We start from the raw sequence: 24,298 nt of genomic DNA on the forward strand, positions 1-24,298 counted from the left end.
TTTAAAACAATTACTCACACACTAGAAACACCAACCAATACTTTGGGAATAGCTACTTGTAAATCAATAAACCGAACAAAATAAGTCATTAATACCAAGTTCATAATTGTTCAATTTATTCCCTGCGCCTTTTATGTAGACAACGGACGAAGGTATCTCCAGCGCAAGAACTGGAGAGCTATCGAAAACAACGAACGTTGTAACAGGTGCAAGGAATACCAGACATGAAAACTCAATTCGGATGGAAAGCGTTAACCGCAATAACCATGATCCTGACCCTCAGCCTGGCAGGCTGCAGCGGCGGTGGTGGCGGCCATAAAAGTGGTGGCAGCAGCTCGCCAGCCAGTGCCAGCGGCGGTACTGACGGTACCGGTGGCACTGGTGGTGGCACCGGCGGAACAGGAGGCACTGGAGGTGGCACTGGTGGTACCGGTGGAGGCACTGGCGGCACTGGCGGAGGCACAGGTGGCACAGGTGGCACAGGTGGAACTGGCGGCACCGGGGGCACTGGCGGTACCACCCCTCCACTGACGACCAGCAGCCTGGTCTCGGATCTGGGTACCACCCTCAGCGGCGTGGGTACCGGTGTCAGCGGCCTGGGCACTTCCCTGGCCACCGTACCCGTGGTTGGAGGCGTGGTACAAAGCGCCGTCAACACCACGGGCAACGTGGTGGACACCGTCGGTGACGGCCTGACCAACGGCCTCGGCACATTGGGCACCGATCCCAAGGCCCTGAGCAAGACCACCGCCACCGTCGGCAACGTGGTCAGCGATGTGGGTACCGGGGTGACCGACCTCAGCGGCAAACTGGCGACCACCACCCAGAGCGTTCCGGTGGTGGGTGGCCTGGTGACCAGGGTGGCCCCGGTAGTCGGCGACGTAGGCACCCGGGTGACCATGCTCGGTAATACCCTGAGCACCGTCACCAGCAGCGGACCTCTGGGAACACTGACCGACAATGTCGGCGATAAGGTACTGGTTCCAGTGGTCAGCCTGGCGGAAGACGTGACCGGCAATATCGGCGGCGCCACCGGTCTTGGCTCCCCTGTAAAAGGTCTGCTCAATGGCGTAGCTCAGGCCGTGGACAGCACCGGTAACAAGATCACTGACGCTGGCAACGGCAACCCTGTAACAAATCTGTTGGGCAACACCCTGAGCAACGCAAGTACGGCCGTGGGCACTGCCGGCGGTTATGTAAGCAACTCGGGTAGCGGAACCGGGAATGGCAGTGGCCTCGGCGGCAACAACGGCCTGCTGGAAACTGTCGGCGGTGCAGTGGCCAACCTGAGTAACGGCCTGAATGCCGGCAATACCAACGGTACCGTTAGCGCTGGCGGGGTCACCGGAGCGGCAACCGGCAACCTGATCGCTTCGGTAGGCGGCGCTCTAGGCGGCAGCGGTACCCCTAACCTGGTAGTCACTGCACCATTGGCCAGCGTCGGAGTAAGCCTGGGCTCGGCATTGAACCCCGTCACCAGTTCGGTTACCGGCGTGACTCAGCAAGTCGGCGCAGCTACGGGCCTGGGTAGCCCGACCAGCAGTCTTCTGGGCCAGGTGGGCGGCGCAGTCAGCAACGTAGGCGCGGGCGTGGCCAGCAATAGTGGCGCCAATCCGATAGGTACCGCCTTGGGCAACACTCTTGGGGCAGTGGGCAACACCGTGACCTCGGTCGGCGGCCTGGTCAACGGCGGCACAGCGCCCAGTGGCGGCTTGCTCGGTGGCCTTGGCGTAGGTGCCAATGCTAACGCCAGCGCCAGCGGCAGCGCCTCTGCCGGTGCGGGTCTCAATGGCGGCCTGGGTGGCGTGCTCGGCGGCCTGACCGGCGCCTTGGGCGGCAACAAGAAATAATTTGCACCTGGCCGATTCGACGGCCTCACCTGCAGCGCCTACGCTTGGTTGAGGGCGGGAGATTCCCATGAGTCTCTCGCCTTTTTGTTTACCCAGACACAACCATCCAGAGCCAGATCGAGGCCAAGACCCGAGCGGCAACTGGAGCCAGGAACTTTCTACACCGCTGCGGCTCGACCATGGAGTGTCCTATGCGCACGTTGGCCAGTTTGTTGTTAGTTGGATGCTGTACCTCCGTTTACGCCGACTCCCTTCCGCGCTTTCTCAACAGCAATGACAGCATCAACAACCTGCCCCAACCCAACCTGCCGGTGGACGCCTACCGTCCGGCAACCCCGCAACCGCAACTGCCCGAGCAACCCACTGCGCCGCAAGGCCAGCAACCGCTGATGATGGGCACCAAGGTCACGGTGCGCCAGGTACAGATCGAGGGCGGCACGGTCTACCCCCTGGAAGAACTGGCAGCGATCTACCAGCCGCTGATCGGCCACGAGGCCAGCCTCGGCCAGTTGATCGAAGCCACACGCAACATCACCCGGCGCTATCAGAAGGACGGCTACCTGCTGTCCTACGCCTTCATGCCACAGCAGAACTTCGACCAGGGCGTGCTGAGGGTAGTGCTGGTGGAAGGCTACATCCGGGACTACCAGCTGCAGGGCGACATCGGCCCGGTATCCGCCTACCTGGACAAGCTGGTGAGCAAACTCAAGGCCGAGCGCCCACTGACTCGCAAGACCTTCGAACGCTACACCACGCTGATGAACAAGGTTCCCGGGGTCACCCTGCAGGCCGTCGTGCCGCCACCGGGCACTACCGACGGCGCGACCCAACTGGTGGCCGTGGCCAGCCGCAAGGCCATCGCCACCACCCTCAACAGCACCGACGACAACCGCAACGGCCTGCAGGCCCTGGTGGGCATCACCAGCAACTCGCAGACCGCCTGGGGCGAACAGCTCAGCCTCAGCGGGCTGTTCCCGCCGGGCCACGACAAGGAACACTACTATCGCCTGGACTACAGCCAGTTGCTGGGTTCGGAAGGCACGCAACTGAGCCTCTATGGCGCTCGCTACCGCGCCGACCCACGGAGCAACGTGCAGCTGGACAACGGGATCGAGCTGGAGCCCCATCGGGAGAACGACCGCTTTTCCATCGGCGTCAGCCACCCTTTCATCGCCTCGCCCAATGAAATGCTCACCGCCGGCACACGCCTGTATGCGGTAAACGACAAGACCCGTTACCGGGTCAGCAACAGCCCGCTGACCCTGGAAGAAAAAACCGACATCCGCGCCCTGGCACTTGAGACGGACTGGAGCAAGTCCGATCCGCGCCAACTGCGGATTCTCAGCGCCGGCCTGTACCGGGGCCTGGACAGCATGGGCGCCGAGACCAACAACAGCCTCTATGATCTGGATTTCTTCCGCCTGCGCCTGGCCGGGGTGCAGAGCGATCGTTTCCTGGACAATTGGCAAGGCGTGCTTTCCGCCGCCTGGTACTGGAGCAACGACAACCTGCCCGACAGCGAGCGGGCATCCTTTGGCGGGCAGAACTTCGCCCGCGGCTATCCCGATGACCAGGCGACCGGGGACAAAGGCTGGGGCGTGGCCTACGAAGTGAACTACAGTTTCAACCGCGAAGGGCCCTGGGTGCGTGTGCTGCAGCCCTATGTGGTGCTGGACCGCTCCAAGACCTGGTTCAACGAACTGCCGGTCAGGGGCAGCAGCCTGTCATCCGCCGCGCTCGGTTTGCGTTTCGGTGATACGAAGCACTACAACATCGCCCTGGAAGCGGCCAAGCCGATGTCCGATGAAGCCCTCGACACCTACAACCGCAAGCCACGCTATACCTTGAGCTTCAGCTATCAACTTTGAGCATCTGGATGACTGGGACCCGCTTTCGAGCGGGTCTTTCTTTACCGCCAGGACAGCACCGGCCAAACCCTGGGTCAGGGGCCAACGACATGCAGCCGGGGTTCGGGAAACAGATTGTTGAGGGTTTCCAGCAGGCGCACGTGGTAGATCGGCTTGCGAAACAGATCCAGGACCTGCAGCCGCAGCAGGTCGCTGACGTCATCCATGTCGGCGTGCCCCGACATGACGATCACCGGCAAGTGCTGGCGCGCGGTGTGCTCGCGCAGACGCTTGATCAGCGACAGGCCGCTTTCCTCGGGCATGCGCAGGTCAGTGATTACCAGGGCGATATCCGGATGCCGGGTGAGATGGTCCAGGGCAAGTTTCACCGAGGTGGCAGTGAAACAGCAGAAACCTTCGCCTTCGAGCAGTTCGGCAAGTTCCAGCAATGCATCCTCTTCGTCATCGACCAGAAGAAGTTGCTGACGTGAGGATGGGGAAGTCATGGACGGTACCCTGGTGTGAACTTCATGCAAGTGGGTGAACGCAGCCAATGCACAGCCGGCCGGGCGGAACCCGACCACCAGCAGGCCTTGGGTTAGACAAACCGCAGGCCTGCACGAGACCCGGATGGCTGGAAGGTCGGGCGATCACAGCCCAGCGGCTGCTCAGCTGGGCCCCTCCATGCTCAAGGACTAGGACGGGTGACGGTGCCGCCTCCGAGGTTAGTCAGGATGTTGTTGAAAATGGCCAGAACACGATCACCCAGGGGGGTGACGAAGGCCACGACCACAACGGCCACCATGGCCACGACAATGGCGTACTCGATGGCGGATGCGCCTTCGGTGCGGTCAAAAAACTGGCGCGCCCTGAGCAACAAGTATTGAAAAATCATCCTAGCTCTCCTTGCGCCGCAAGGCGCCGTTGGAACAGCCCCGGGCAAATTCCCCGGTGCCAATTGAGCATTGTCAACAAAGACCGGCCCAGCAACTGTAAGAACTGATTAGTCAGTAAGTATTAGTTGGAAGGTAGGCGCCAAAAAACCTGCCCATGTGGACGGACTCATCCCCTTGTTAGCTATTTTTGGGTGAGTTAATGGCATTTCGTCCTAGCTCTACTACCTTCACATAGCGAAATAGTTGCATGTTCATAGCTGCCTGATTGCGAAATTAACTCGTTTGGAATCACGGGCTGGTGGTGCAGCAGGAAAGGGAGAGCCTTCATGAACAGTCGCCTCACCATGGGTCTGGCCGGACTTCTTCTGGTAGGTGCGGTGTTTTTCGGTTACTGGGGCCTGGTTCTCAGTCGCAAACCCGAACCAGCACCACCGGTTCAACCCGTGGCGCCCAGTGTCGTCGAACCCACCACCACCAGCGCAGAAGACCAGACCCGCCAACCGGTGGTGGTGCTGGTGCGCGATGTGCCGCCCTTCGTGCCCCTGGCCGCCGCCGATCTGGCGCTGGAAAGACTGCGTACCGCGCCGGCCGGCAGCCTCAGTGCCATCAGCCAGGCGGTAGGCCGTACACCCTGGCGGCAGTTGAATGCCGGCACCTGGCTCAATGAGCAGAGCTTCAGTACCGGCGGCGCCCTGGCGCGGATGATTCACAGCGACGAACGAGCCCTGGCGGTCGCGGTCGACGAGGTGATCGGCGCTGCCGGGCAACTGAGCCCGGGGGACTATGTCGATGTCGTGCTGTTCCTGCGCCAGGACACCAGCAACCCGCAGCAGTCGGCACAGATCGCCGTGCCCGCCATGCGCGTGCTGGCGGTCGGCGAACAACTGGGCCTGGCCAATGACGGGCAACCCGCCGCCCCCGGGTTGAGCAACGAAGAAAAGCTCAAGCAGGACCAGCGTCGGCTGAATGCGCGCACGGTGGTCCTGGCCGTCCCCGAGCAACTCTTGAGCCGGCTGATGCTCGCCACGCAGGTTGGAGTGCTGCGCCTGGCCGTGCGCAGCAGTGAGGAACAGCGCCTGGCCCATTACTGGGCCGGCGACGAGCAAGCCCGCGAGCACCTCGATGCCGCCAACAGCAACCTGTTCCAGTTCAACCAACTTGCCCTGGGCAGCGCCCCGCGCGCACCGGCCGCCCAAGGCGGCGCACGGTCGGCGGTGGAAGTGATCCGGGGCAACCAAGTCACTCAACAAACTCCCTGATTGAGCAAGGATGCACTACATGCGCAGTCGTTCCATGCCGCTGTTCTCCGTACTGCTGACCCTGAGCCTGGGCCCGCTGCTCTGCACCCAGGCCCTGGCTGCGGCGGTGGCAGGCTGTTCGAACCTGGCACCGTTGCCCGCGGTGCTGGAGATCGGTGAAGGCTTGCAGCGAGAGCTGCAATCTGCGGTGGCCATCACCCGCCTGGCAGTGGGCGACCCCAAGATCGCGGACGTCCAGACCACCGGCAACAAAGCTTTCCTGCTCACCGGCATGGCGCCCGGCGCCACCAGCCTGATGGTCTGGACCGCCTGCGCCAGTACCCCGAGCCAGAGCATGGTGTTCGTCCAGGGCCGGGCCACCGCCGACATGAGCACCGGCCGCCTGCCGGCCAGTGACGATCCACTGCTGCCCAGCCAGGTACAGACCGACATCCGCTTTGTCGAAGTCAGCCGCACCAAGCTCAAGGAGGCCAGCGTTTCGATCTTCGGCCGCGGGCACAACTTCCTGTTCGGCGCCCCCGGCACCGCCCCCGTCACCGGTGGCACCTCCGGCAGCGTGACCCCGACCTTCGGCGGCCGCCGGACCAACATCCCACTGGACAACGGCACCTTCAACATCGGCTTCGGCAACGGCCGGGTGCTGACCCTGATCAACGCCCTGGAAGGCAGCGGCTTCGCCTATACCCTGGCAAGGCCTTCCCTGGTGGCCCTCAGCGGCCAGAGCGCAAGCTTTCTCGCCGGGGGCGAAATTCCCATCCCGGTGCCCAGCACCGGCAGCAACAGCGTGACCATCGAATACAAGGAGTTCGGTATCCGCCTGACCCTCACGCCCACCATCGTCGATCGCGGACGTATCTCGCTGAAGGTTGCCCCGGAGGTCAGCGAACTGGACTACAGCAACGCCGTGACCATTGCCGGGACCCAAGTCCCGGCGCTGACCATACGCCGCACCGATACCAGCATTTCCCTGGCCGACGGCGAAAGCTTCGTCATCAGCGGCCTGATCAGCTCCAACAACAGCTCTCAAGTGAACAAGTTTCCAGGGCTGGGGGACATTCCGGTGCTCGGTGCCTTCTTTCGCGACACCAAGATCAATCGCGAAGAGCGTGAACTGTTGATGGTAGTGACCCCGCATCTGGTCCAGCCCCTGGCCGCCGACGCCAAGCTGCCCGCCCTGCCCGGCGAACGACTGCGCAACTACGACCCGAACTTCTACCGCATGTTCTTCCTCGAGAACGGCAACTTCGACAAGCGCAGCGGGTTGTCACAATGAGCCAGGACCTGAGCCAGACGTTTCTCGCCATCACTCGCAACAGCACCGACCTGGAGTGGCTACAAGGCGCCCTGGCGCCCCTGGGCCAGGTCGTGGGTGCCGATGGCAGCCTCGACGAGCTGCTGGCACTGGTGGATGTGACCTTCGCCAACCTGGTGTTCGTCGGCCTTGATCGCGAACACGTGGTGGCCCAGGCCGCCCTGATCGAAGGCGCCCTGGAAGCCAAGCCGATGCTGGCGATCGTCGCCCTCGGCGATGGCATGGACAACCAGCTGGTGCTCAATGCCATGCGCGCCGGCGCCCGCGACTTTGTCGCCTATGGCTCACGCTCCAGTGAAGTGGCCGGGCTGGTCCGGCGTCTGAGCAAACGCCTGCCGGCAGTGACACCCAATACGCAACTGGGCGGCCTGACCGTGCTCTATGGCGCCCAGGGCGATGGCGACGGCGCCCTCCTGGCCAGCCACCTGGCGCTGGTGGTGCAAAAGAGCGGCCAGCAGACCCTGGTGCTGGACCTGGGCCTGCCCCGGGGCGACAGCCTGGCGCTGCTGGGCCTGGAAAGCTCGTTCCACTTCGGCGACGCCCTGCGCCACCTGCGGCGCCTGGATGCCACGCTGATCGACAGCGCCTTCACCAGCGCCGAGGCGGGCCTGCGGATCCTCGCCTACGCCAGCCACGACGCGCCTCTGGAGCACACCAGCGCGGCGGAGCTGTACATGCTCCTCAGTGCCTTGCGCCAGCACTTCCAGCACATAGTGGTGAACCTTGTCGGCCAGCCGGACAGCGAGGCCCTGCGTACCTTCGTCAGCCATTGCGACAAGCTGCTGTGGTGCACCGACCAGAACGTGCTCGACTGTCGGCGCAACCTGGCCGTACTCAATCACTGGCGTGAAAAAGGCATGAAACTCGAGCATGCGCGCTTGCTGGTCGACCGTTACCTGCGCACCGTGGCACCGGATTCCGAAACCCTGGGCAAGACCTTCGGCCTGGAGGTGATCGCGGTGCTGGCTTACAGCCCCGAGGTGCGCCTGAATGCCAAGAACCAGGGCGTTACCCTGTTCGAACTCGCCCCGCGCGAAGCCCTGACCCAAAGCCTGCGTACCTTGGGCGAGCGGTTGGCGAAACGCTCACAGGGCCTGCCCAAGCCCAAGGCCGGCTGGCTCAATCGCATCATGGGGGGCAGATGAGCGGCGAAAAACTCTTTGGCGCCCCACCCCGCGCAGGCGCCGGCAACAGCGACCACGAAGGCCTGAAGCTGGTGCTGCATCGATACATCATCGATGCCATCGAAGAGTCGGGGAAAAATCTGCTGGAAAGCTCCCGGCAGAACCTCTCGCAATTCGTCACCGACAAGGTGGCGGAGTACATCGCGCGCATGCACCTGGCAATCTCGCGCTATGAAATGGAGCGGCTGGCCGAGGAGATCGTCGACGAGCTGACCGGCTTCGGGCCCCTGGAAGTGCTGCTGCGCGATCCGGCGGTGACCGAGATCCTGGTGAACGGCCCGCATCGGGTGTTCGTCGAACGTGAAGGCGTGCTGCACCAGAGCGACCTGCGTTTCATCGACGCCCACCATGTGGAGCGGGTGATGCAGCGGATTCTCGCCCCCCTGGGCCGGCGCCTCGACGAGTCCTCGCCGATGGTCGATGCGCGCCTGCCGGACGGCAGCCGGGTCAACGCGATCATCCCGCCCATCGCCCTGGACGGACCCTGCCTGTCGATTCGAAAGTTTCGCAAGGACATGCTCAACAGCAGCGACCTGATTGCCATGCAGACCATCGACCTGGCGATCTTCGAATTCATCCAGGAAGCGGTGGGCAAGCGCTGCAACATCCTGATCAGCGGTGGCACCGGCACTGGCAAGACCACCCTGCTGAACATCCTCAGCCAGTTGATCAACCCCCATGAACGGCTGGTCACCATCGAGGACGTGGCCGAACTGCAACTGGGCCATCCCCACGTGGTCCGCCTGGAAACCCGCCCGCCCAATGCCGAGGGGCATGGCGAGGTAAAGGCCAGCGACCTGATCCGCAACGCCCTGCGGATGCGTCCGGACCGGATCATCCTCGGCGAGATCCGTGGTGTGGAAGTACTGGACGTGTTGACCGCAATGAACACCGGCCACGACGGTTCCATGAGCACCGTGCACGCCAACAACGCCCAGGACGCCCTGCTGCGCCTGGAAACCCTGGTGGGCCTGACCGGCCGCCAGATCGCCGAGCGTACCCTGCGGCAGATGATCTGCGCCGCCCTGGATGTGGTGATCCAGTTGACCCGCATGCCCGATGGCCGGCGTTGCGTCAGCGAAGTCGTGGAAGTGGTAGGCATACGTGACGACATCTACGTCACCAACACCCTGTTCCGCCTGGATCGTCGTACCGGCTTCGGCTTCCTGCGCGAAGCGATGAACCCTGCGGGTGACAAACTGCGCCGCGAAAGCGGGCTGGGCGTCAATTGAACCGGCGAGGTGGCCCATGATCGGTCTGCTGTTTACCTTGATCTGCCTGCTTCTGCTGGGGCTTTCCGGTTGGCTGTTCTACCACGGCGTGCGCAAGACCGAGCGGGAACGAGTGCTCAACCGCCTGGCCGAAGGGCAGCCCGACCTGGCGCCGCAACGCGCCTCCTGGGGTGGCCTGGAGCACGCATTCGCCCGGGCCGGCCTGGGCCAGCCCAGCGAGCGCCTGGGCCTGTGGCTGGCAGTATGGGTGGTACTGATGCTGCTGGGCTATGTGCTGGCGAGTTGGCTCGGCCTGTTGGGCGGCATTCTCCTGCCACCCCTGCTGCTGCGGCTATATATCGCCTGGCTGTATCAGCGTCGGCTCAAGCGCATGATCGAACAACTGCCCACCTTGCTCGATCACAGCGTGCGCAGCCTGAAGTCCGGGCGCACCCTGGCGGACGCCGTGCTGGGGGCCATCGAGGCCAGCAACGACCCGCTGAAGAACGCCATGGGCCGCATCCAGCGCAACGTGCAACTGGGGGTCAACCTGCCGGACGCGGTCAGCGATTTCGCCGAGTTCTACGAGCAGGACGAACTGCGCATGTTCGCCCTGGGCCTGAAGGTCAATCATCGCTACGGCGGCAACGCCAGCGAGTTGCTGGAAAACCTGATCAAGCTGATCCGCGAGCGCGAGCAAGGAGCGCGGCAACTGAGCGCGATGACCGGGGAAACCCGCATGACCGCCTGGGTCCTGGGCACCCTGCCGCTGTTGCTGGTGGGCTATTTCATGCTGACCAACCCCGGCTACATGCTGGGCATGTGGCACGACTCCGCGGGGCAGAAAATGCTGATCACCGCGGTGTGCCTGCAGATCTTCGGCTGCCTGGCCCTTTGGCGCATGTTGAGGAGCATCTGAAATGCTGGTTCTGGCCGCTGCACTGATGTTTCTCGGGGCGTTGCTGCTGCTTGGCAACGGCGTGCTGGAACAGCGCCGGCGCGAGCGCCAGATCGCCCAGCGCTTGCAGGGCAACATGACCCGCGACAGCCGCCTGGGCAACTGGCTGCGACTGCTGGGTGACAGCCGTTTCGGGCAGCGCGCGGTGAGCATGGACAGTGAAACCCAGACCCTGCTCAACCGCCTGGGCTGGCGCCGCGCCAGAGAACGCTCCCTGTTCGCCGCCAGCCAGATCGCTACGCCGGTGCTGGCCGTGTGCCTGGTGATCTTCATCCAGGAAGTGGCCTTTCCCGAGGCCCAGAGCAAGTGGCTGGTCCCCCTGCTGGCAATCGGTGCCGGCTACCTGCTGCCCAAGCGCGCGCTGGCCTACGCCGCCAAGCGCCGGCAGAAGCACATCGCCCTGGAGATCTCGACCTTCATTCCCCTGCTGCGCATCCTGTTCGAGTCGGGCATGGCAGTGGAACAGGCGTTGCGCGTACTGAGCAGCGAAGCGCAAAAGCTGCTGCCGGAACTGACCCAGGAACTGCGCCTGATCCTGGCCCGTGTCGACTCGGGGCTGGAGCTGGGCCATGAACTCAACCAGACCGCCACCCTGCTGGCGGTAGACGAGTTCACCGACACCTGCGTGATTCTCCAGCAACTGATCCTGCAGGGCGGCGGGGCCATGAAATCGCTACAGGCGCTCAAGCAGCTGCTGGACGACCGGCGCCTGACACGCCTTCAGGAATACATCTCGAAAATGTCCGCAAAGATGTCGGTGGTGATGATGCTGTTTCTCTTCCCCGCCCTGTTGATCGTACTGGCCGGGCCAGGCTTCACCGCCATCGCCCGGGCCTTCGCTTCCTAAGAGGGAACCTGATGAAAGCCATGATTGTCATTGCCAGCCTGTTGCTGCTCGGAGGATGCGCCAGCAACGGCCAGACGCCCTGGGCGGCCCTGACCAACTCCAGCAGTTGCGCCAAGCTCAGCTCCGAGCAGGAACTGGCAGTGAACCTCGCCGACGAAATGGCCACCGATGGCAAGCTGCACGCCAGCCTGGCCAACCTGCAGAACCTGCCGGACAACCTCGCCGAGGTGCGCGTACGCAAGGCGCGAGTCTATCGGTTGCTGGGCCGCAGTGAGGCCGAACCCTTGTACCGCAGCCTGCTGGGCTCGTGCCTGGCGGCCGAAGGCGAGCACGGCCTGGGGCAGTTGGCGGCGGCCAGGGGCGACAACGGCCAGGCCCAGGCGCACCTGCAACGGGCCGCGCGCCTGGCGCCGACCAATGAAAGAATCCGCAATGACCTGGGGGTGGTGTACCTCAACCAGTTGCGCATCGAGGATGCGCGCTTCGAGTTCCTCACCGCTATCGAGCTCAAGCAGTCAGAGCCCCTGGCGGCCATCAACCTGGTGACCCTGCTGCTCTACCAGGACAACTGGCAACAGGCCGCACAAGTGGTCAGCCAGGCCAGCCTGACCCCGCAGCAGTTCGCCCAGGCCCAGGCCCGCGCCGAAGAGCTCAAGGCCCCCACCGCCGCGCGCACCAAGGTGACCCAGGTCGCCAGGGGTGCTACCACCCTGCAGCCAGACGCCGCACCCGCCAAGGAGCGCTGATGATGAAACTGCCGATGTTCTATTGCACTGCCCTGCTGGCGTTGCCCCTGGCCGCCCAGGCCATCGAGCCCGGCCCTGCTTCGCCCCAGCAACAGGAAACCGAAGCCTGGCTACTGTTGCAGAACCGCAACCTGGCGCCCTCGCCCCAGCCCCAGGCGGCCACGCCCACCGAACGCGAGCTGGCGCTGCAGCGCTGGCTGAAGAAATACAAATACGAGATCCCGGACCTGTACGACCCGGACGCCGGCGGCAAGGTGGAAACCAAGTAGGGGAAAGCCCGCAACCGGCGGCGAACGGCTCGCCGCCGCAGGCTCAGTGGGCAGTCACCCGTTGGCGCAGCCCGGAGTTGCTTGGTGACAGGGCCAGGGCCAGCTGTGTGCGGTTATGCATGTGGGTCAGGCGCAGTACCTGGGAGACATACAGCTTGACGGTGTTTTCGGTGATCCCCAGCTCGCAGGCAATCTGGTAGTTGGTCTGGCCCTTGCCCACCAGTCGGGCCACATCCAGCTGCCTTGGCGACAGCTGGTTGAAGATGGCCGGGATCTCGATGGCATCCCCTTCGCCGGCGCCTTCGCCCCGGGGCTCTTCGCTGCGGCTGGTAGCCGGGCTGCGCCGGACCTTGTCCAGGTCCTGGTACAGGTCATCGATGGATTCGGAAAGAAACTGCAGCTTCTGGTTCAGGTGCCCCAGGTGCAGGTTCTTCTGCCGTTCCTGCAAGGCGACTTCCTGACGCTGCAGACCTTCGAGGAGTTCGTCCAGGTCGATGGGCTTCTGGTAGTAGTCGGCGATACCGGCGCGCAGAGCCTTGATCACATCCTGCTTGTCGGACTGCCCGGTAAGCATGATGGCTTCGAACACCCGCTGCTTGCCGGCCATCCGTTGCAGTTCCTGGACCAACTGAATGCCGTCCATATCGGGCATGTGCAGATCGCAGAGCACCAGGGAAATTTCCGGGTCCCTGTTGAAGCACTCCAGCGCCTGGCGGCTGGACTCGCAAGGGACACAACGGTAACCGCTGCTTTCGAGGAACTCGCAAAGCTCTTCGACAATCAGGGGCTGATCGTCGACCACGAGCACCTTCATCTGTGAGGTGAGCTTGTTCACGTGCTACTCCGTGCGGGCCTATCGCCGATTGGCCACTCCTGTGCTGCCACGCATGATCCGGGCAGCCACGACTTAAAACCTAGACCTACTTTCCGACTATGTACATAGCATTAATGGGTCCGGCGACTAGTGGATCACGCTCACAGTTAAGACCATTCCAGCCAGGACAAAGGGGGCAAAAGGGTATTTTTTTGACCCCCTCCCAGCGCGCCCTGCCACGGGGGTATCAAGTGCTTGTTTCTGCTGGGGCCGGAGCCTGAGCACAAGCAGCCAGAGCAGGCTGCACAGACCGGCGGCGATGAACGTTCCCAATAGATACAGGGGGCCGGAGGCCAGCCCCAGGGCCGCCATCAACTTGACGTCGCCGGCGCCCATTCGTCCGCTGGCGTAGCCGGGCAAGGTGAACAGCAATGCCAGCAACAACGCCCAACCGCCCTGGCTGGCGCTATCCCCCAGCCAGGTCGCGCCACTCCACAGCAGGTAGACCGTCGCCAAGAGCGCGGCGCCAAGAGTCAAGCCATTGGCAATATGCCGCTGACGCAGATCCTGCAGCGCACAGATTGCCAACCAGCCCCACAAAACCCAGAAATGCATCAGCCAGAACGGTCCCTTTTGCCGGAATGGTCCTATGCTCAATGGACATAGTGGTTGTCAGGGTAGACGCACTCATGAAACCGGGCCTCCCTAGAAAGCAGAAAGGCGCTGTGGCGATCGAATTCGCCGCGGTGTTCGTGATTTTTTTCGCGGTGTTCTACGGCCTGGTCAGCTACAGCCTGCCGCTGCTGATGATGCAGTCGTTCCACCAGGCCACCGCCGAGGCGGTGCGCCGTGCGGTGATGGTCGACCCCAATACCCCGAACTACGCCACCACGGTGCAGAACCTCGCCAACAGCGTGGTGCAGACCCAGACCCAGTGGATTCCCACGCCCTTCAACTTCGCCGCCAGCGACTACAGCGCGGTGTACAGCGCAGGCGTGCTGACGGTATCGGTGAACTACCCCACCAGCAAGCTGAACCAGGTGCTGCCGCGGCTGGTGCTGCCAGGAATCGGTCCGGTGCCCAGCCTGCCCACCACCCTGACTGCTAGCTCGAGTCTGCAATTTTGACCTCTGGCGACAAGCTGCTCGGACGTCTACTGGGCCGCCAGGCGCTGCCCGCCGCCCCGCCGCACAGCCCGCCGCCGCCCCAGGCAGTGGGCCTGCAACTGGTACTCGATCAACAGGGGCGCATCCTCACCAGCCATGGGCCGCTGCGCCACAGCCTGATCCAGCTGCCCCCCTCCCGCGAGCCACCACACCTGCTGGACTACGTATTGCCCGGCAGCGTCCTGGCCCTTGAGGGCGGCCCTGCCGACTGGAGCGGCCAGGTGCTGGACCTGGACCTGCGAGGCGCAGGCGGCCAGCCCCTGCATCTGCGCGGCTGGGTCCAGCGCTGGGGGCAGGAGTGGCACCTGCAACTGCTGGATATCGGCGATCTGGTCCAGCAGCGGCAACAGGCCCAGGGGCGCGAGCAGTGCCGGGTGTTTGCCGACCAGGCCAGTGAACAGTTGCGCCTGTGCAACCTGACTCGCCTGCCGGACGTGCTCCATGATCAACTCAGCGACCTGGCCCGCTATTGGCACATTCCCTGTATCGCCCTGGCCCTGCTCGACGAGCAGGAGCAGGGCTGGGTAGTCCACAGCTGCTACAGCGCCCATGACGCCCCGCGCCTGTGGCAGGAAGGCCAGGCTCTGGGGGCCGGCCTGGACAGCCTGAGCGGCAACACCCCGCAGCACCTGAACCAGATCCAGGGCCTCAACGAACACCCTCGACTGCAAGGCATCTTCGGCCATCGCGAAGGCTTCCTGGTGCCGTACCGGGATGATCACGGCGTCGCCGCCTGGCTCTTGTGCGGCTGCTACGCGGTCCAGCAGCAGGCCCCGTACCTGCTGGATCGCGACTGGCTGATGCTCACCGCAGCCCTGGCCGGGCCCTTGCTCAGCCGTCTGCGGGAGCATCGCCATCACCTGCACCTGGAACGCCTGGAGGCCCTCCAAGGACTGCTCGGCGCCGGCTGGTGGGAGCTGTGCCCGGACACCGCCGAAGTACTGCTGGCCAGCCGCCTGGCCGCCAGCCTGCACCTGCCCGAGGAGGGTGCCCGCCTGAACGTGCAGGCCTGGCTGGAACTGATTCATCCCGCCGACCGCGACGAATTCAACAGCCGCCTGCAGGAACTGAAACTGGGCAAGCCGCTGCTGCTCGATGTGCGCCTGCACGAGCCCGACCCCAGCGCCCTTCAGCACTGGTATCGCTTGCAGGGCCAGGCCCTGGGCCGAGGGGAAAGCCAACGCCTGGTGGGTTTCATGCTGGACATCAGCGACATCAAGAACCAACAGCAGCAGGCCGCCGCCGCCCATGCCCGGCTGGACAACCTGATCGCCAGTTCACCGGCGGTGATCTACGTCCAGCGTTACCAGGAAGGCGCCTTGCAGCCGAGCTTTTTCAGCGCCAGCCTGCAACCCCTGCTGGGCTGGAGCCTGGCGGACTGCGCGGCGCAGCCCCTGGCGGAGTGGGTGCACCCCGAAGACCGCGACCTGTATTTCCAGCGCTGCCGCCAGTTACTGCGCGAAGGCAGTGTGCATACCCGCTATCGGCTGCGCGATCGCCACGGGGCCTACCACTGGGTGCTGGACGAAGCCAAGCTGCTGCGCGACGACCTGGGGTTGCCGGTGGAAGCCGTCGGCCTGTGGCTGGACGTCACCGAGGCGACCCTGGCCGCCGAGCAGGTGCGCCAGAGCGAAGAGCGCTATCGGATCCTGGTGGAAGATTCACCGGCGATGATCTGCCGCTATCGCCCGGACCTGACCCTGACCTTCGGTAACCGACCGCTGGCGGCCTACCTGGAATGCGCCCCCGAGGAGCTGCCGGGCAGCAACCTGAGGCAGTGGCTGTCTGCCGAACAGCGTGAAGGCTTCGAGCGCCGGCTCAAGCTGTTGAGCCCGGAATATCCCGTGAGCACCGCCGAGATCAACCTGCAATTGCCCGGGCGCGAACATGCCTGGTGGGTGTGGTCGGATCGCGGGGTGTTCGATGAACAGGGGCAACTGCTGGAAATCCAGGCCGTGGGCCGCGACAACACCGAAGTCCGGCGCGCCCAGCAACAGCTCACGCAAAGCGCGAAAATGGCCACCCTGGGGGAAATGGCCACCGGGCTCGCCCACGAGATCAACCAGCCGCTCAACGTGATGCGCATGGCCATCGTCAACGTGCTCAAGCGCCTGGGTAACGGCGACGTGCAGATCGACTACCTCACCGACAAGCTCAAGCGCATCGATGCCCAGGTCCAGCGTGCGGCCCGGGTGGTGGACCACATGCGGGTGTTCGGCCGGCGCTCGGAAGTGGAACAGCAGCCGTTCAACCCGGCCCACGCCATCGAAGGCACCCTCTCGCTGCTGGCCGAAGGCATGCGTGGCAAGGGCCTGGAGTTGCGGATCAGCGAGCTGGGGTTCGAGGTCCTGGTGCTGGGGTTTGTCGACCAGTTGGAGCAGGTGTTGATCAACCTGCTGGTCAATGCCCGGGACGCCCTGCTGGGCAAACAGGAAAAGCAGCACGACTTCAAGCCCTGGATCGCCGTGTATGGCCAGCGCGACGAGCAGTGGGTACGCCTGTGGGTCGAGGACAATGGGGGCGGTATCGACCCGCGCCTGCTGGAGCGGATCTTCGAGCCGTTCTTCACCACCAAGCCGGTGGGCATCGGCACCGGGCTCGGGCTGTCGGTGAGCTATGGCATCGTGCAGAACATGGGGGGCCGCCTGAGCGTCAGCAACAGCCAGGACGGCGCGCGCTTCTGCATCGAACTGCCGATCGCCGAGGTGGATCAGATCACCAGGTAGGCCTTGCCGGTCTGCCCGCAGGTGAGGTTGGCCCCCACTTCCACGTCCATCAGGTTGATCCCCAACCCCGACAACAGGTTATTCAGCAGAGGGTCCAGCAGCGGGCTCAGGAGCCCGGTGATCAACGGCGTGAGCAGGTTGCTGACCCCGCTGATGGCCGAAGCCAGCCCCGTGACAATGGCCCCCAGCGGGTTGTTGTTGACCGGTTTGTAGACCATCAGGTTGATGCCGGCCAGGGTGCCCGCCAGGCTGTTGACGATGTTCGTGGTCGGGGCCGCCGTCTGGTAAGTCGGGGTCTGGTTGACGTTGGGCGGTATCGGAAACGGCGACGCCGAGCTGGAGAACACCAGGTCCTGGGGATTCTGCGCCACGCTGGTATTGACCATCACCGCTATGCCGCCGCCCGCGTAGTGCACCACCGGGTCGCAGTGCCCCGGCAGGATCAGGAACTGGTAGCAGGTGCGTATGCCCAGGTCCACCAGCGGCAAGGGTGCCACCGTGGGCTCGGCGGCAGACGAAAAGGCATTGGTCGGGTCGATCTGGCCGACCTTCAAGTCGGCGATGGAGCTGATGGCATGGGCGGTCAGGCTCTTGGTCCCGCTGTTGTTCACCGGGCAGCTGTAGTCGGTGACATAGGCAATCGCGCCCCCCGCGTCCAGACTCAGGTCGATTTCCGATGAGGAGGCGATGGCCGGGTACAACTGCTCGCACCCCGCCCCCAGCAGGCATAACGCCGAACCCAGGGTCGCCACCAGGTTCAGGCTCAGCAGGCTGTTCAACACCGGGGTCAGTGGCGCCACCAGGTTGCCCACCGCGGTGCTCAGCCCGGAAACCAGCGGCAGGGACAGATTGACCCGTACCAGGGTCCGCACCTGCGCAGTGCGCACATAGATCCGATTGGCGCCCGTGGGATCGGCCTTGGCCAGCGCCGGATTACCGATGGCCGACAACTGCGGCGGCTCGATGACCTTGGCCTGCACCGTGATATTGGCCAGCCCCAGCACGTTGATCGGCAAGGTCGCTGCCACCGCGCTGTTGCTGTTGGACAACTGGATCACCGCCTGCAAAAGCTGGAACAGTTGCAGGTTGGCATCCAGGGCGGTGCTGGGCAGGCCGGTCTGCAGCTGCAGGATATCCCCCAGCTTCAAGGGCGCGGCATTGAGCGCGGCAACCTGCAGGTTACCCAGGGCGGTCAGGACGTCGGCGGTGGCGCCATTGGCCTGGACCACGGTGATCGCCGCCTGGATCAGTTGCGTCACGCTGGTGGTGGTGTTGAGCAACTGGGTGTAATTGCCAGCGGCCACCCCCAGATTGATCGCCAGTTGGTTGAGGTAGCTCAGCAGGTTGATGTTGGTGTTGAGCAAGCCGTTCCAGCCCACCGCACTGAGGCTCAGGCTGCCGCCCAGCATCCCGCCCACCAACGGGTTGAGAATGCTCGATTGCGCGGTACTGACGGTGCCCAGGGTGCTGCGGATGCTCAACTGCGCCACGGTGGGCGTCGGCGCCGCGGCCACGGCCGTGGCGCTGAGCTGGGTGGTGAGGTTGATCGGCCCCGGTGTGAACAGGGCCGCGACTCCCGACGCTACGCTGATGGGCACAGTATTGGTGGCAATCACCCGTATCGCCACCGCTTGTGCAGGGTTGGCAGTGAAGGTCCGCAGGCCGTTGGCCCCGGTGGTCAAGGAACCGCAGGAGGTGCTCAGGCTACTGCCGGTGGCTACGGTGAAGCCGTTGCGGGTGGCGTTCTGGCCGGCGTAGGCGGCGGCCGTCAGGCCGGCCTGGCAGGTGCCCCCACGACTGACGGCCTCCAGCGCGGCGTTGTCCGCCACGCGCTGCAACTTGCGCTGCTCCATGTAGAGCCGGCCGCTGTCCACTACCAGCAGCATCAGCAACAAGGCCAGGCCGAAGGTCACCGCCGCCATCAGGCCAATGGCCCCGCGCTGACGGCCCGGGCCGTAAAACCGTTTCAGGGGAGACATCGAGGCACTCCTTTACCGGCTCGCAGCCGAGCGCTATCTCCATCGATGAAAGCAGTGTAGTCAAAGGCCGTGGCGGACGCCGGCCGGGGCGCGGGATCGCCGGACTGGCGGCACCAGGCAGGGCCACCCGCCCTGTGCCGCCCTGCCCGGTCGAAGGCTTCAGTGGGGCGGGTAGTTCTGCAGGATGCGCATCACCGTGGTGCGGACCGCTGCGCTGCGGTCTGCCGGGTTGGGCGAGCTGCTGAGCATCTGCTCGTCGCTACCGCGCCACACCAGCTTGCCGTCCTTGCCGTCCAGCAGGTCGATCTGGATGGTCGCCACCTTATAGGTGATGTTGCGGGTTTCGTTGTACATCGGCCCGCCCCAGTAGCCATTCCACGGGCCGCCCCAACCGCCGCCATAGTTGGTGGTGACCTGCTGCTGGCGGTCCTCGACGATCAGGTATGCCTGCACGTTCAGGTCGGCCCGGGCACCGCCCTGGGCCGGACGCAGGCCGCGCTGGTCCAGTTGCTCGGCCACCGCCTGGCGGATGCGCTGCTCGGTCAAGTCGCTCTTGATCCGTGGATCATCCGGTCGGTATTGCAGGGCGGGCTCTTTCCAGTTCCAACTGCGGTAGGCGCCAAAGTCCCGGCTGGCGTCGAAGTCATGATTGACCTGGTTGGCGGCGCAGGCACCGAGCAAGGCGGCACACACCAGTAGAGCGATTCGATGGAACATGCTGTTTCTCCGCTTGAAGACAAAAACCGGGGACGATCCTAACTGGGAGGATAGGCCGCCATTGCCTTTTGCACCGCCTCACGCAAGGCATCGGCCCGCTCGCCCAGGCTGCCGCGGCTGCTGGTCTCGGCACTGGCGCTCCAGACCGGCTGGCCGCTTGCGCCGTCGTACAGGTTGACCCGTACCACCACCACTTCCACCTCGTAGGTGCGCACCACCGGCACGCTGCCGTACATGCCGTAGCCCGGGCCATACCGGTTATAGCCACCGTAACCGCCATAGCCGTAGTCGTCCTGGACCTGGCGCAAGCGCTTTTCCAGGTGCAGGTCGGCGCTGACCCACAGGTCCGCCGGCCGGTTGTCATGCACAGGGCGCAAACCCTGCTGATCCAGGGCATTGCTGACCGCCTCGGCAATCTGCGCCGAGTCGGCCCAGGCCGAACCGCTGGGCAGGCGGCCATTGAGCCAGGCCCAGTTGCGGTAGCGGCCATAGTCCCGTTGCGGCGCCGGGTAGGCGCTGCGGTCAAAGGTGTTGGCCGCTTGCGGCGGGGCCGGCGGCAGCGGGTTGGAGCTGGCGACATAGGGGTTGCTGCCCTGACAGGCGGCAAGCCCCGAACACAGGAGGATAAGACCCAGGCGGTGTTTCATTGCACACTCCGTTAGATTGGCCGGCACAGCCAATGCAGATAACGCCCAAGCCCGGCGAAACTTGGGTGTCGACGGTGAGCCAGCTCCATTTCCAGCAGATCCGTCAGCTCGGCACGAGCCTGGAACTCCACCGGCATGTAATCGTGGAAAACCCGCACTCCGCTCTGGCTTTCGATTCGCCACAGGCCCTCAAGTTGCGCCGCCAATTCACGAGGATCAAGTGGCTGTTGCGGGGTCAGGCTCTGTTTCTCGCCGGCCATGTCGTTCTTGCGCATCTTGCGGAAGTGGCCCTTGAGCAGGTTGCGATAGACCAATGCGTCGCGGTTGTAGAAGGCCAGGGACAGCCAGCCACCGGTGGCGGTCAACTGATGCAGCACCGGCAGGATCGCGTGGGGCTGGGCCAGCCATTCCAGCACCGCGTGGCACAGCACCAGGTCGTAGGGTTCGGTCAGTTGCCCCAGCAGTTCCTGCCAGGGCGCCTGGATGAAGGTGGCTTGCTGCCCGGCGTCGGCAAAGCGCTGGCGGGCGCCTTCAAGCATGGGTGCGGCCGGCTCGGCCAGGGTGACCTGGTGCCCGCGCTCGGCCAGCCACAAGGACATGTGCCCCAGCCCGGCGCCGATATCCAGCACCCGCAGTGGCCGCTCGGGCAGCACGTCCTTGAGATCGGCCTGGAGCACCGCCAGGCGGATCGCGCCCTTGGCGCCGCCATAGATCTTCTCGGCGAAACGGGTCGCCAACTGGTCGAAATGCCGGTCGCTCATGAGCAGAACCGCCGTTCGCTGTCCGCCAGCTTGCTGCGTACCACCTGGTCCATGTCCAGCCCCAGCTCGCTGCACAGCAACAGCAGGTAGAGGACGATATCCCCCACTTCCTGGCCGGCATGGGCCAGCTTGTCCGCTGGCAATTGCCGCGACTGGTCCTCGCTCAGCCATTGGAAGATTTCCACCAGCTCGGCCATTTCGACGCTGGCGGCCATGGCCAGGTTCTTCGGGCTGTGAAATTGCCGCCAATCGTTGCGGTCACGAATGGCGTGCAGGCGTTGGGTCAGTTGCTCTAGGTTCATCGGGGTCTCCTGAAGGCGTATAGCTTCCGGGGGATGGGCGTGGGACGCAAGAGCGCTTTCGCCGGCAAGCCGGCTCCTCCAGAATGCGCAACCCCCGGCAGCTTCTATGCTTAACAGGGAACTCGCCGCGGGTGTTCATGGCCCAAGCTTGAGCTCGGGCACTCGGCCCATCTTTCATCAGGACGCGCACATGCAGGTAGAAAGTTTCTTCGAATGGCTCGGCCAGGCCATCGGCTCGGTGATCCGCTTTATCGTCGACCTGCTCAGCGGGTTGTTCAATACCCTGACCCACGCCGGGAGCAACTTTGTCGACGGTCTGTCCCGCGCCCTGGGCATGGACACCTCCATCGTCAGCATCATTGCCCTGGTCATCGGCCTGATGTTCCTGTACTCGGCGATCCGCGCCTTCATGCGAGCCTCGATCATCCTCGGCATCATCTGGCTGGTGCTCGGCCTCTGGCTGCTGAGCTGGATCATCCACTGATCCTCCCGCACTAGCCCCCGGCGCCCCCGGGCGCCGGGTACAATGCCCGCTCTCGCAAGGAGCCTGCATGCCCCCCCTGATTTCCGATTGGCGTCACCGCCCCACCCATCGCCGCGTCTGGGCCCTGGCCGCGCCGATGATTCTGTCGAACATTTCCGTGCCCCTGGTAGCGCTGGTGGACAGCACGGTGATCGGCCACCTGCCCCACGCCCACCAGCTGGGCGCCGTGGCGGTCGGTGCCAGCCTCTATACCTTCCTGGCCTGGGCCATGGGCTTCCTGCGCATGGGCGCCACCGGCTTCGCCGCCCAGGCCGCCGGGCGCGGCGACGGGGCGGCGCTGCGGCAGATCCTGCTCCAGGGCTTGATACTGGCGATGGGGCTGGCGCTGCTGCTGGGCGCCATAGGCGTGCCCCTGAGCGACGCGGCGCTGCACCTGATGCAGCCCTCGGCGGAGCTGGACCAGATGACCCGGAGCTTTTTCCACACCCGCCTGCTGGGCCTGCCCGCGGCCCTGGCCAGCTTCGCCCTGGTGGGCTGGTTTCTCGGTACCCAGAACGCCCGGGCACCGCTGGCCATCCTGCTCAGCACCAACGTGCTGAACATCGCCCTCAACCTGTGGTTCGTCCTCGGGCTGGACTGGGGCGTGGTGGGCTCGGCCCGGGCTTCGGTGATCGCCGAATGGAGCGGCGCGCTGGTCGGCCTGGCCATGACCCGGCCGGCCCTGCGGGCCTATCCGGGGCAAATCGCCTGGGCGGCATTGCGCCGCTGGCAGAGCTGGCGCCCGCTGCTGGCGGTCAATCGTGACATTTTCATCCGCAGCCTGGCCCTGCAATCGGTGTTCTTCCTGATCACCGTGCAGGGCGCCCGTCTGGGCGATGCCACGGTGGCGGCCAATGCCCTGCTGCTCAACGGCCTGCTACTGACCGCCCATGCCCTGGATGGCCTGGCCCATGCCGTGGAGGCCCTGTGCGGCCACGCCATCGGCGCCCATGACCGCCCGGCCCTGCGCCGCTCGCTGGTGGTAGCCGGTGGCTGGTCACTACTGGCCAGCCTGGGGTTCGCCGTACTGTTCCTGCTGGGCGGACACCTGTTCATCGAAATGCAGACCGATATTCCCGACGTGCGCCAGACCGCCTTTACCTACCTGCCCTACCTCGCCGTACTGCCGTTGATTGCGGTCTGGAGCTACCTGCTGGACGGCCTGTTCATCGGTGCTACCCGGGCCCGGGAAATGCGCAACGGCATGTTGCTGACCGTGCTCCTGCTGCTGCCTTTTGCCTGGTCACTGCAAGGCCTGGGCAACCACGGCCTGTGGCTGACGTTCCTGCTGTTCATGTTCCTGCGCAGCCTGACCCTGGGCGCCTTCGCCTGGCACTTGCGGCGCCGCGACCGCTGGTTCGCCGGGGCTCACTGAGTCGGCGGTGCTTCGACAAAGCCGCTGACCCGCTCCAGCACCGGGGCCAACCCGCGCAACGGCCGGGACAAGGCCGCCACCAGGGTCGCGTGGCCGGGGCGGGCAAAATAGAATTCCTGCACTGGCACCCCGGCGGCCCGCAGCTTGTTGGCCAGGCCGCCGGTGTTGCGCTGGGGGTTGACCAGGGAGTCTTCATTGGCGGCCATCAGCAGCGCCGGCGGCGCACCCTGGCTGACATGGTTGATCGGTTGCGAATCCACCGGCGAGTCGGGGTAGAAAAACACCGGTCGCACCTCGGTATTGCGAATCGGCAGGAAATCATAGGGCCCGGCCAGACCGATCCAGCCTCTGATGACCTGCGGGCTCAGCCCGACCTGCGCCAGCCAGCGCGAGTCCAGAGCCAGCATCGCCGCGTTGTAGGCCCCGGAGCTGTGGCCCATCAGGTACAGCCGCTGCGGGTCGGCGCCAAATTCGGCAATGTGCTCATGGGTCCAGGCCACAGCGCGGGCCCCGTCCTCGAGAAAGGCCGGATAGCGCACTTGGGGATACAGCCGGTAGTCCGCCACGACCACCACCATGCCTCGGGAAGCCAGGGCTTCGCCGACAAAGTCGTAGTCGCTGCGCGAGCCACTGTTCCAGCTACCGCCGTAGAAGAACACCACCACTGGCGCACCGGGGGCCGCCCGAAGGGGGCGATAGACATCGAGTTTCTGCCGCGGGTCGTCGCCATAGGCAATATCCCGGATCTTGGTGAAGGTGCTATCCGGGGTCAGGGCGTTGAGCACCTTGAGCGGCGAACAGGCCGCCAGCAGGCCCATCAGCACGCCGCCGAGCCACAGGCGCCAGCTTGCTCTTGCGGTATCGATCATCCTTCAGCCTCGCTGCGCCAATTACCGGCGCCTCCTGGCA

Annotated in this window: 24 protein-coding genes; 14 read left to right on the plus strand and 10 right to left on the minus strand. The window is 64.7% G+C overall.

What is annotated here, in order from left to right:
• Positions 1–224: 224 nt before the first annotated feature.
• Complete coding sequence (locus tag KCG88_RS20275; protein ID WP_210712988.1) at positions 225–1,850, plus strand: collagen-like triple helix repeat-containing protein; 1,626 nt, start codon at positions 225–227, stop codon at positions 1,848–1,850.
• A gap of 191 nt (positions 1,851–2,041) precedes the next feature.
• Positions 2,042–3,718: a POTRA domain-containing protein gene (locus tag KCG88_RS20280; protein WP_047283772.1), complete on the plus strand. Its 1,677-nt coding sequence runs from the start codon at positions 2,042–2,044 to the stop codon at positions 3,716–3,718.
• 74 nt (positions 3,719–3,792) lie between these two features.
• On the opposite strand, the gene KCG88_RS20285 is transcribed toward KCG88_RS20280, so the two are convergent.
• Both KCG88_RS20285 and KCG88_RS20290 read right to left on the minus strand, forming a co-directional pair.
• Complete coding sequence (locus KCG88_RS20285; protein ID WP_015634016.1) at positions 3,793–4,203, minus strand: response regulator; 411 nt, start codon at positions 4,201–4,203, stop codon at positions 3,793–3,795.
• Positions 4,204–4,385: 182 nt separating this feature from the next.
• Positions 4,386–4,592, minus strand: coding sequence for a Flp family type IVb pilin (locus KCG88_RS20290; RefSeq protein ID WP_047335575.1), 207 nt, complete (start codon positions 4,590–4,592; stop codon positions 4,386–4,388).
• 327 nt (positions 4,593–4,919) lie between these two features.
• Here KCG88_RS20290 and cpaB point away from each other — a divergent pair, with 327 nt between their 5' ends.
• From cpaB to KCG88_RS20330, 8 genes are read left to right on the plus strand one after another with little or no spacing between them, the layout of a single operon-like run.
• Positions 4,920–5,852 (plus strand): Flp pilus assembly protein CpaB, encoded by a 933-nt coding sequence (gene cpaB, locus KCG88_RS20295; protein WP_210712989.1) that lies wholly within the window; start codon positions 4,920–4,922, stop codon positions 5,850–5,852.
• Between the two features lie 19 nt (positions 5,853–5,871).
• Positions 5,872–7,125 (plus strand): type II and III secretion system protein family protein, encoded by a 1,254-nt coding sequence (locus tag KCG88_RS20300; protein WP_047283805.1) that lies wholly within the window; start codon positions 5,872–5,874, stop codon positions 7,123–7,125.
• Positions 7,122–8,309, plus strand: a complete 1,188-nt coding sequence (locus KCG88_RS20305) for a pilus assembly protein (RefSeq protein WP_047335573.1) — start codon at positions 7,122–7,124, stop codon at positions 8,307–8,309. The genes KCG88_RS20300 and KCG88_RS20305 overlap by 4 nt, the downstream gene beginning before the upstream one ends.
• Complete coding sequence (locus KCG88_RS20310; protein WP_047335572.1) at positions 8,306–9,580, plus strand: CpaF family protein; 1,275 nt, start codon at positions 8,306–8,308, stop codon at positions 9,578–9,580. The genes KCG88_RS20305 and KCG88_RS20310 overlap by 4 nt, the downstream gene beginning before the upstream one ends.
• Before the next feature lie 16 nt (positions 9,581–9,596).
• Positions 9,597–10,478 carry a type II secretion system F family protein gene (locus KCG88_RS20315; protein ID WP_047283767.1) on the plus strand — a complete coding sequence of 294 codons (882 nt, stop codon included), beginning with the start codon at positions 9,597–9,599 and terminating at the stop codon, positions 10,476–10,478.
• Between the two features lies 1 nt (position 10,479).
• Positions 10,480–11,364 (plus strand): type II secretion system F family protein, encoded by an 885-nt coding sequence (locus tag KCG88_RS20320; protein ID WP_047283766.1) that lies wholly within the window; start codon positions 10,480–10,482, stop codon positions 11,362–11,364.
• 11 nt (positions 11,365–11,375) lie between these two features.
• A complete protein-coding gene (locus KCG88_RS20325; protein WP_210712990.1) occupies positions 11,376–12,110 on the plus strand; it encodes a tetratricopeptide repeat protein in 735 nt (244 codons plus the stop codon).
• Positions 12,110–12,379 carry a DUF3613 domain-containing protein gene (locus KCG88_RS20330; RefSeq protein WP_047283764.1) on the plus strand — a complete coding sequence of 90 codons (270 nt, stop codon included), beginning with the start codon at positions 12,110–12,112 and terminating at the stop codon, positions 12,377–12,379. Before KCG88_RS20325 ends, KCG88_RS20330 begins: the two co-directional genes overlap by 1 nt.
• Before the next feature lie 43 nt (positions 12,380–12,422).
• Here KCG88_RS20330 and KCG88_RS20335 read toward each other — a convergent pair whose 3' ends face one another.
• Positions 12,423–13,214 carry a response regulator transcription factor gene (locus KCG88_RS20335; RefSeq protein ID WP_047283763.1) on the minus strand — a complete coding sequence of 264 codons (792 nt, stop codon included), beginning with the start codon at positions 13,212–13,214 and terminating at the stop codon, positions 12,423–12,425.
• Positions 13,215–13,340: 126 nt separating this feature from the next.
• On the minus strand, positions 13,341–13,808 hold the full coding sequence (locus KCG88_RS20340; protein ID WP_210712991.1) for an A24 family peptidase: 468 nt from the start codon (positions 13,806–13,808) through the stop codon (positions 13,341–13,343).
• A gap of 74 nt (positions 13,809–13,882) precedes the next feature.
• Between KCG88_RS20340 and KCG88_RS20345 the strand changes: the two genes are divergently transcribed.
• Positions 13,883–14,320, plus strand: coding sequence for a TadE/TadG family type IV pilus assembly protein (locus tag KCG88_RS20345; protein ID WP_047283761.1), 438 nt, complete (start codon positions 13,883–13,885; stop codon positions 14,318–14,320).
• Entirely contained in the window at positions 14,317–17,085 is a 2,769-nt protein-coding gene (locus KCG88_RS20350; protein WP_210712992.1) for a PAS domain-containing sensor histidine kinase, read from the plus strand. Before KCG88_RS20345 ends, KCG88_RS20350 begins: the two co-directional genes overlap by 4 nt.
• On the opposite strand, the gene KCG88_RS20355 is transcribed toward KCG88_RS20350, so the two are convergent.
• From KCG88_RS20355 to KCG88_RS20375, 5 genes are all read right to left on the minus strand, one after another.
• Positions 17,070–19,064 (minus strand): pilus assembly protein TadG-related protein, encoded by a 1,995-nt coding sequence (locus KCG88_RS20355; RefSeq protein WP_047283759.1) that lies wholly within the window; start codon positions 19,062–19,064, stop codon positions 17,070–17,072. The two genes, KCG88_RS20350 and KCG88_RS20355, sit on opposite strands and share 16 nt — an antisense overlap.
• Positions 19,065–19,223: 159 nt before the next feature.
• Entirely contained in the window at positions 19,224–19,781 is a 558-nt protein-coding gene (locus tag KCG88_RS20360) for a DUF4136 domain-containing protein (RefSeq protein WP_210712993.1), read from the minus strand.
• A gap of 38 nt (positions 19,782–19,819) precedes the next feature.
• Entirely contained in the window at positions 19,820–20,428 is a 609-nt protein-coding gene (locus KCG88_RS20365; RefSeq protein ID WP_019095460.1) for a DUF4136 domain-containing protein, read from the minus strand.
• Positions 20,429–20,439: 11 nt separating this feature from the next.
• Positions 20,440–21,189, minus strand: a complete 750-nt coding sequence (locus tag KCG88_RS20370) for a methyltransferase domain-containing protein (RefSeq protein WP_047283757.1) — start codon at positions 21,187–21,189, stop codon at positions 20,440–20,442.
• Positions 21,186–21,491 (minus strand): MazG-like family protein, encoded by a 306-nt coding sequence (locus KCG88_RS20375; protein WP_011059051.1) that lies wholly within the window; start codon positions 21,489–21,491, stop codon positions 21,186–21,188. The genes KCG88_RS20370 and KCG88_RS20375 overlap by 4 nt, the downstream gene beginning before the upstream one ends.
• A gap of 190 nt (positions 21,492–21,681) precedes the next feature.
• Here KCG88_RS20375 and KCG88_RS20380 point away from each other — a divergent pair, with 190 nt between their 5' ends.
• Together KCG88_RS20380 and KCG88_RS20385 are read left to right on the plus strand one after the other, a co-directional pair.
• A complete protein-coding gene (locus tag KCG88_RS20380; RefSeq protein WP_047283756.1) occupies positions 21,682–21,975 on the plus strand; it encodes a hypothetical protein in 294 nt (97 codons plus the stop codon).
• A gap of 67 nt (positions 21,976–22,042) precedes the next feature.
• The gene (locus KCG88_RS20385) at positions 22,043–23,389 is read left to right on the plus strand and encodes an MATE family efflux transporter (protein ID WP_210712994.1); all 1,347 of its coding nucleotides are present in this window, start codon (positions 22,043–22,045) and stop codon (positions 23,387–23,389) included.
• Here the strand turns inward: KCG88_RS20385 and KCG88_RS20390 are convergent.
• Positions 23,383–24,258 carry an alpha/beta hydrolase gene (locus tag KCG88_RS20390; protein ID WP_047283754.1) on the minus strand — a complete coding sequence of 292 codons (876 nt, stop codon included), beginning with the start codon at positions 24,256–24,258 and terminating at the stop codon, positions 23,383–23,385. The two genes, KCG88_RS20385 and KCG88_RS20390, sit on opposite strands and share 7 nt — an antisense overlap.
• Positions 24,259–24,298 lie beyond the last annotated feature (40 nt).

The organism is Pseudomonas sp. MWU349 (assembly GCF_017947325.1).
GTDB classification, from domain to species: domain Bacteria; phylum Pseudomonadota; class Gammaproteobacteria; order Pseudomonadales; family Pseudomonadaceae; genus Aquipseudomonas; species Aquipseudomonas protegens.

Excerpts from the sequence above, each read along its gene's own strand:
- KCG88_RS20380 (WP_047283756.1), top strand. The coding sequence starts at position 21,682 with ATGCAGGTAGAAAGTTTCTTCGAATGGCTCGGCCAGGCCATCGGCTCG.
- KCG88_RS20310 (WP_047335572.1), top strand. The coding sequence starts at position 8,306 with ATGAGCGGCGAAAAACTCTTTGGCGCCCCACCCCGCGCAGGCGCCGGC.
- KCG88_RS20370 (WP_047283757.1), bottom strand. The coding sequence starts at position 21,189 with ATGAGCGACCGGCATTTCGACCAGTTGGCGACCCGTTTCGCCGAGAAG.
- KCG88_RS20390 (WP_047283754.1), bottom strand. The coding sequence starts at position 24,258 with ATGATCGATACCGCAAGAGCAAGCTGGCGCCTGTGGCTCGGCGGCGTG.
- KCG88_RS20290 (WP_047335575.1), bottom strand. The coding sequence starts at position 4,592 with ATGATTTTTCAATACTTGTTGCTCAGGGCGCGCCAGTTTTTTGACCGC.
- KCG88_RS20365 (WP_019095460.1), bottom strand. The coding sequence starts at position 20,428 with ATGAAACACCGCCTGGGTCTTATCCTCCTGTGTTCGGGGCTTGCCGCC.
- KCG88_RS20300 (WP_047283805.1), top strand. The coding sequence starts at position 5,872 with ATGCGCAGTCGTTCCATGCCGCTGTTCTCCGTACTGCTGACCCTGAGC.
- KCG88_RS20275 (WP_210712988.1), top strand. The coding sequence starts at position 225 with ATGAAAACTCAATTCGGATGGAAAGCGTTAACCGCAATAACCATGATC.
- KCG88_RS20325 (WP_210712990.1), top strand. The coding sequence starts at position 11,376 with ATGAAAGCCATGATTGTCATTGCCAGCCTGTTGCTGCTCGGAGGATGC.
- cpaB (WP_210712989.1), top strand. The coding sequence starts at position 4,920 with ATGAACAGTCGCCTCACCATGGGTCTGGCCGGACTTCTTCTGGTAGGT.
- KCG88_RS20315 (WP_047283767.1), top strand. The coding sequence starts at position 9,597 with ATGATCGGTCTGCTGTTTACCTTGATCTGCCTGCTTCTGCTGGGGCTT.
- KCG88_RS20330 (WP_047283764.1), top strand. The coding sequence starts at position 12,110 with ATGATGAAACTGCCGATGTTCTATTGCACTGCCCTGCTGGCGTTGCCC.
- KCG88_RS20285 (WP_015634016.1), bottom strand. The coding sequence starts at position 4,203 with ATGACTTCCCCATCCTCACGTCAGCAACTTCTTCTGGTCGATGACGAA.
- KCG88_RS20340 (WP_210712991.1), bottom strand. The coding sequence starts at position 13,808 with ATGCATTTCTGGGTTTTGTGGGGCTGGTTGGCAATCTGTGCGCTGCAG.
- KCG88_RS20360 (WP_210712993.1), bottom strand. The coding sequence starts at position 19,781 with ATGTTCCATCGAATCGCTCTACTGGTGTGTGCCGCCTTGCTCGGTGCC.
- KCG88_RS20345 (WP_047283761.1), top strand. The coding sequence starts at position 13,883 with ATGAAACCGGGCCTCCCTAGAAAGCAGAAAGGCGCTGTGGCGATCGAA.
- KCG88_RS20385 (WP_210712994.1), top strand. The coding sequence starts at position 22,043 with ATGCCCCCCCTGATTTCCGATTGGCGTCACCGCCCCACCCATCGCCGC.
- KCG88_RS20355 (WP_047283759.1), bottom strand. The coding sequence starts at position 19,064 with ATGTCTCCCCTGAAACGGTTTTACGGCCCGGGCCGTCAGCGCGGGGCC.
- KCG88_RS20375 (WP_011059051.1), bottom strand. The coding sequence starts at position 21,491 with ATGAACCTAGAGCAACTGACCCAACGCCTGCACGCCATTCGTGACCGC.
- KCG88_RS20280 (WP_047283772.1), top strand. The coding sequence starts at position 2,042 with ATGCGCACGTTGGCCAGTTTGTTGTTAGTTGGATGCTGTACCTCCGTT.
- KCG88_RS20305 (WP_047335573.1), top strand. The coding sequence starts at position 7,122 with ATGAGCCAGGACCTGAGCCAGACGTTTCTCGCCATCACTCGCAACAGC.
- KCG88_RS20320 (WP_047283766.1), top strand. The coding sequence starts at position 10,480 with ATGCTGGTTCTGGCCGCTGCACTGATGTTTCTCGGGGCGTTGCTGCTG.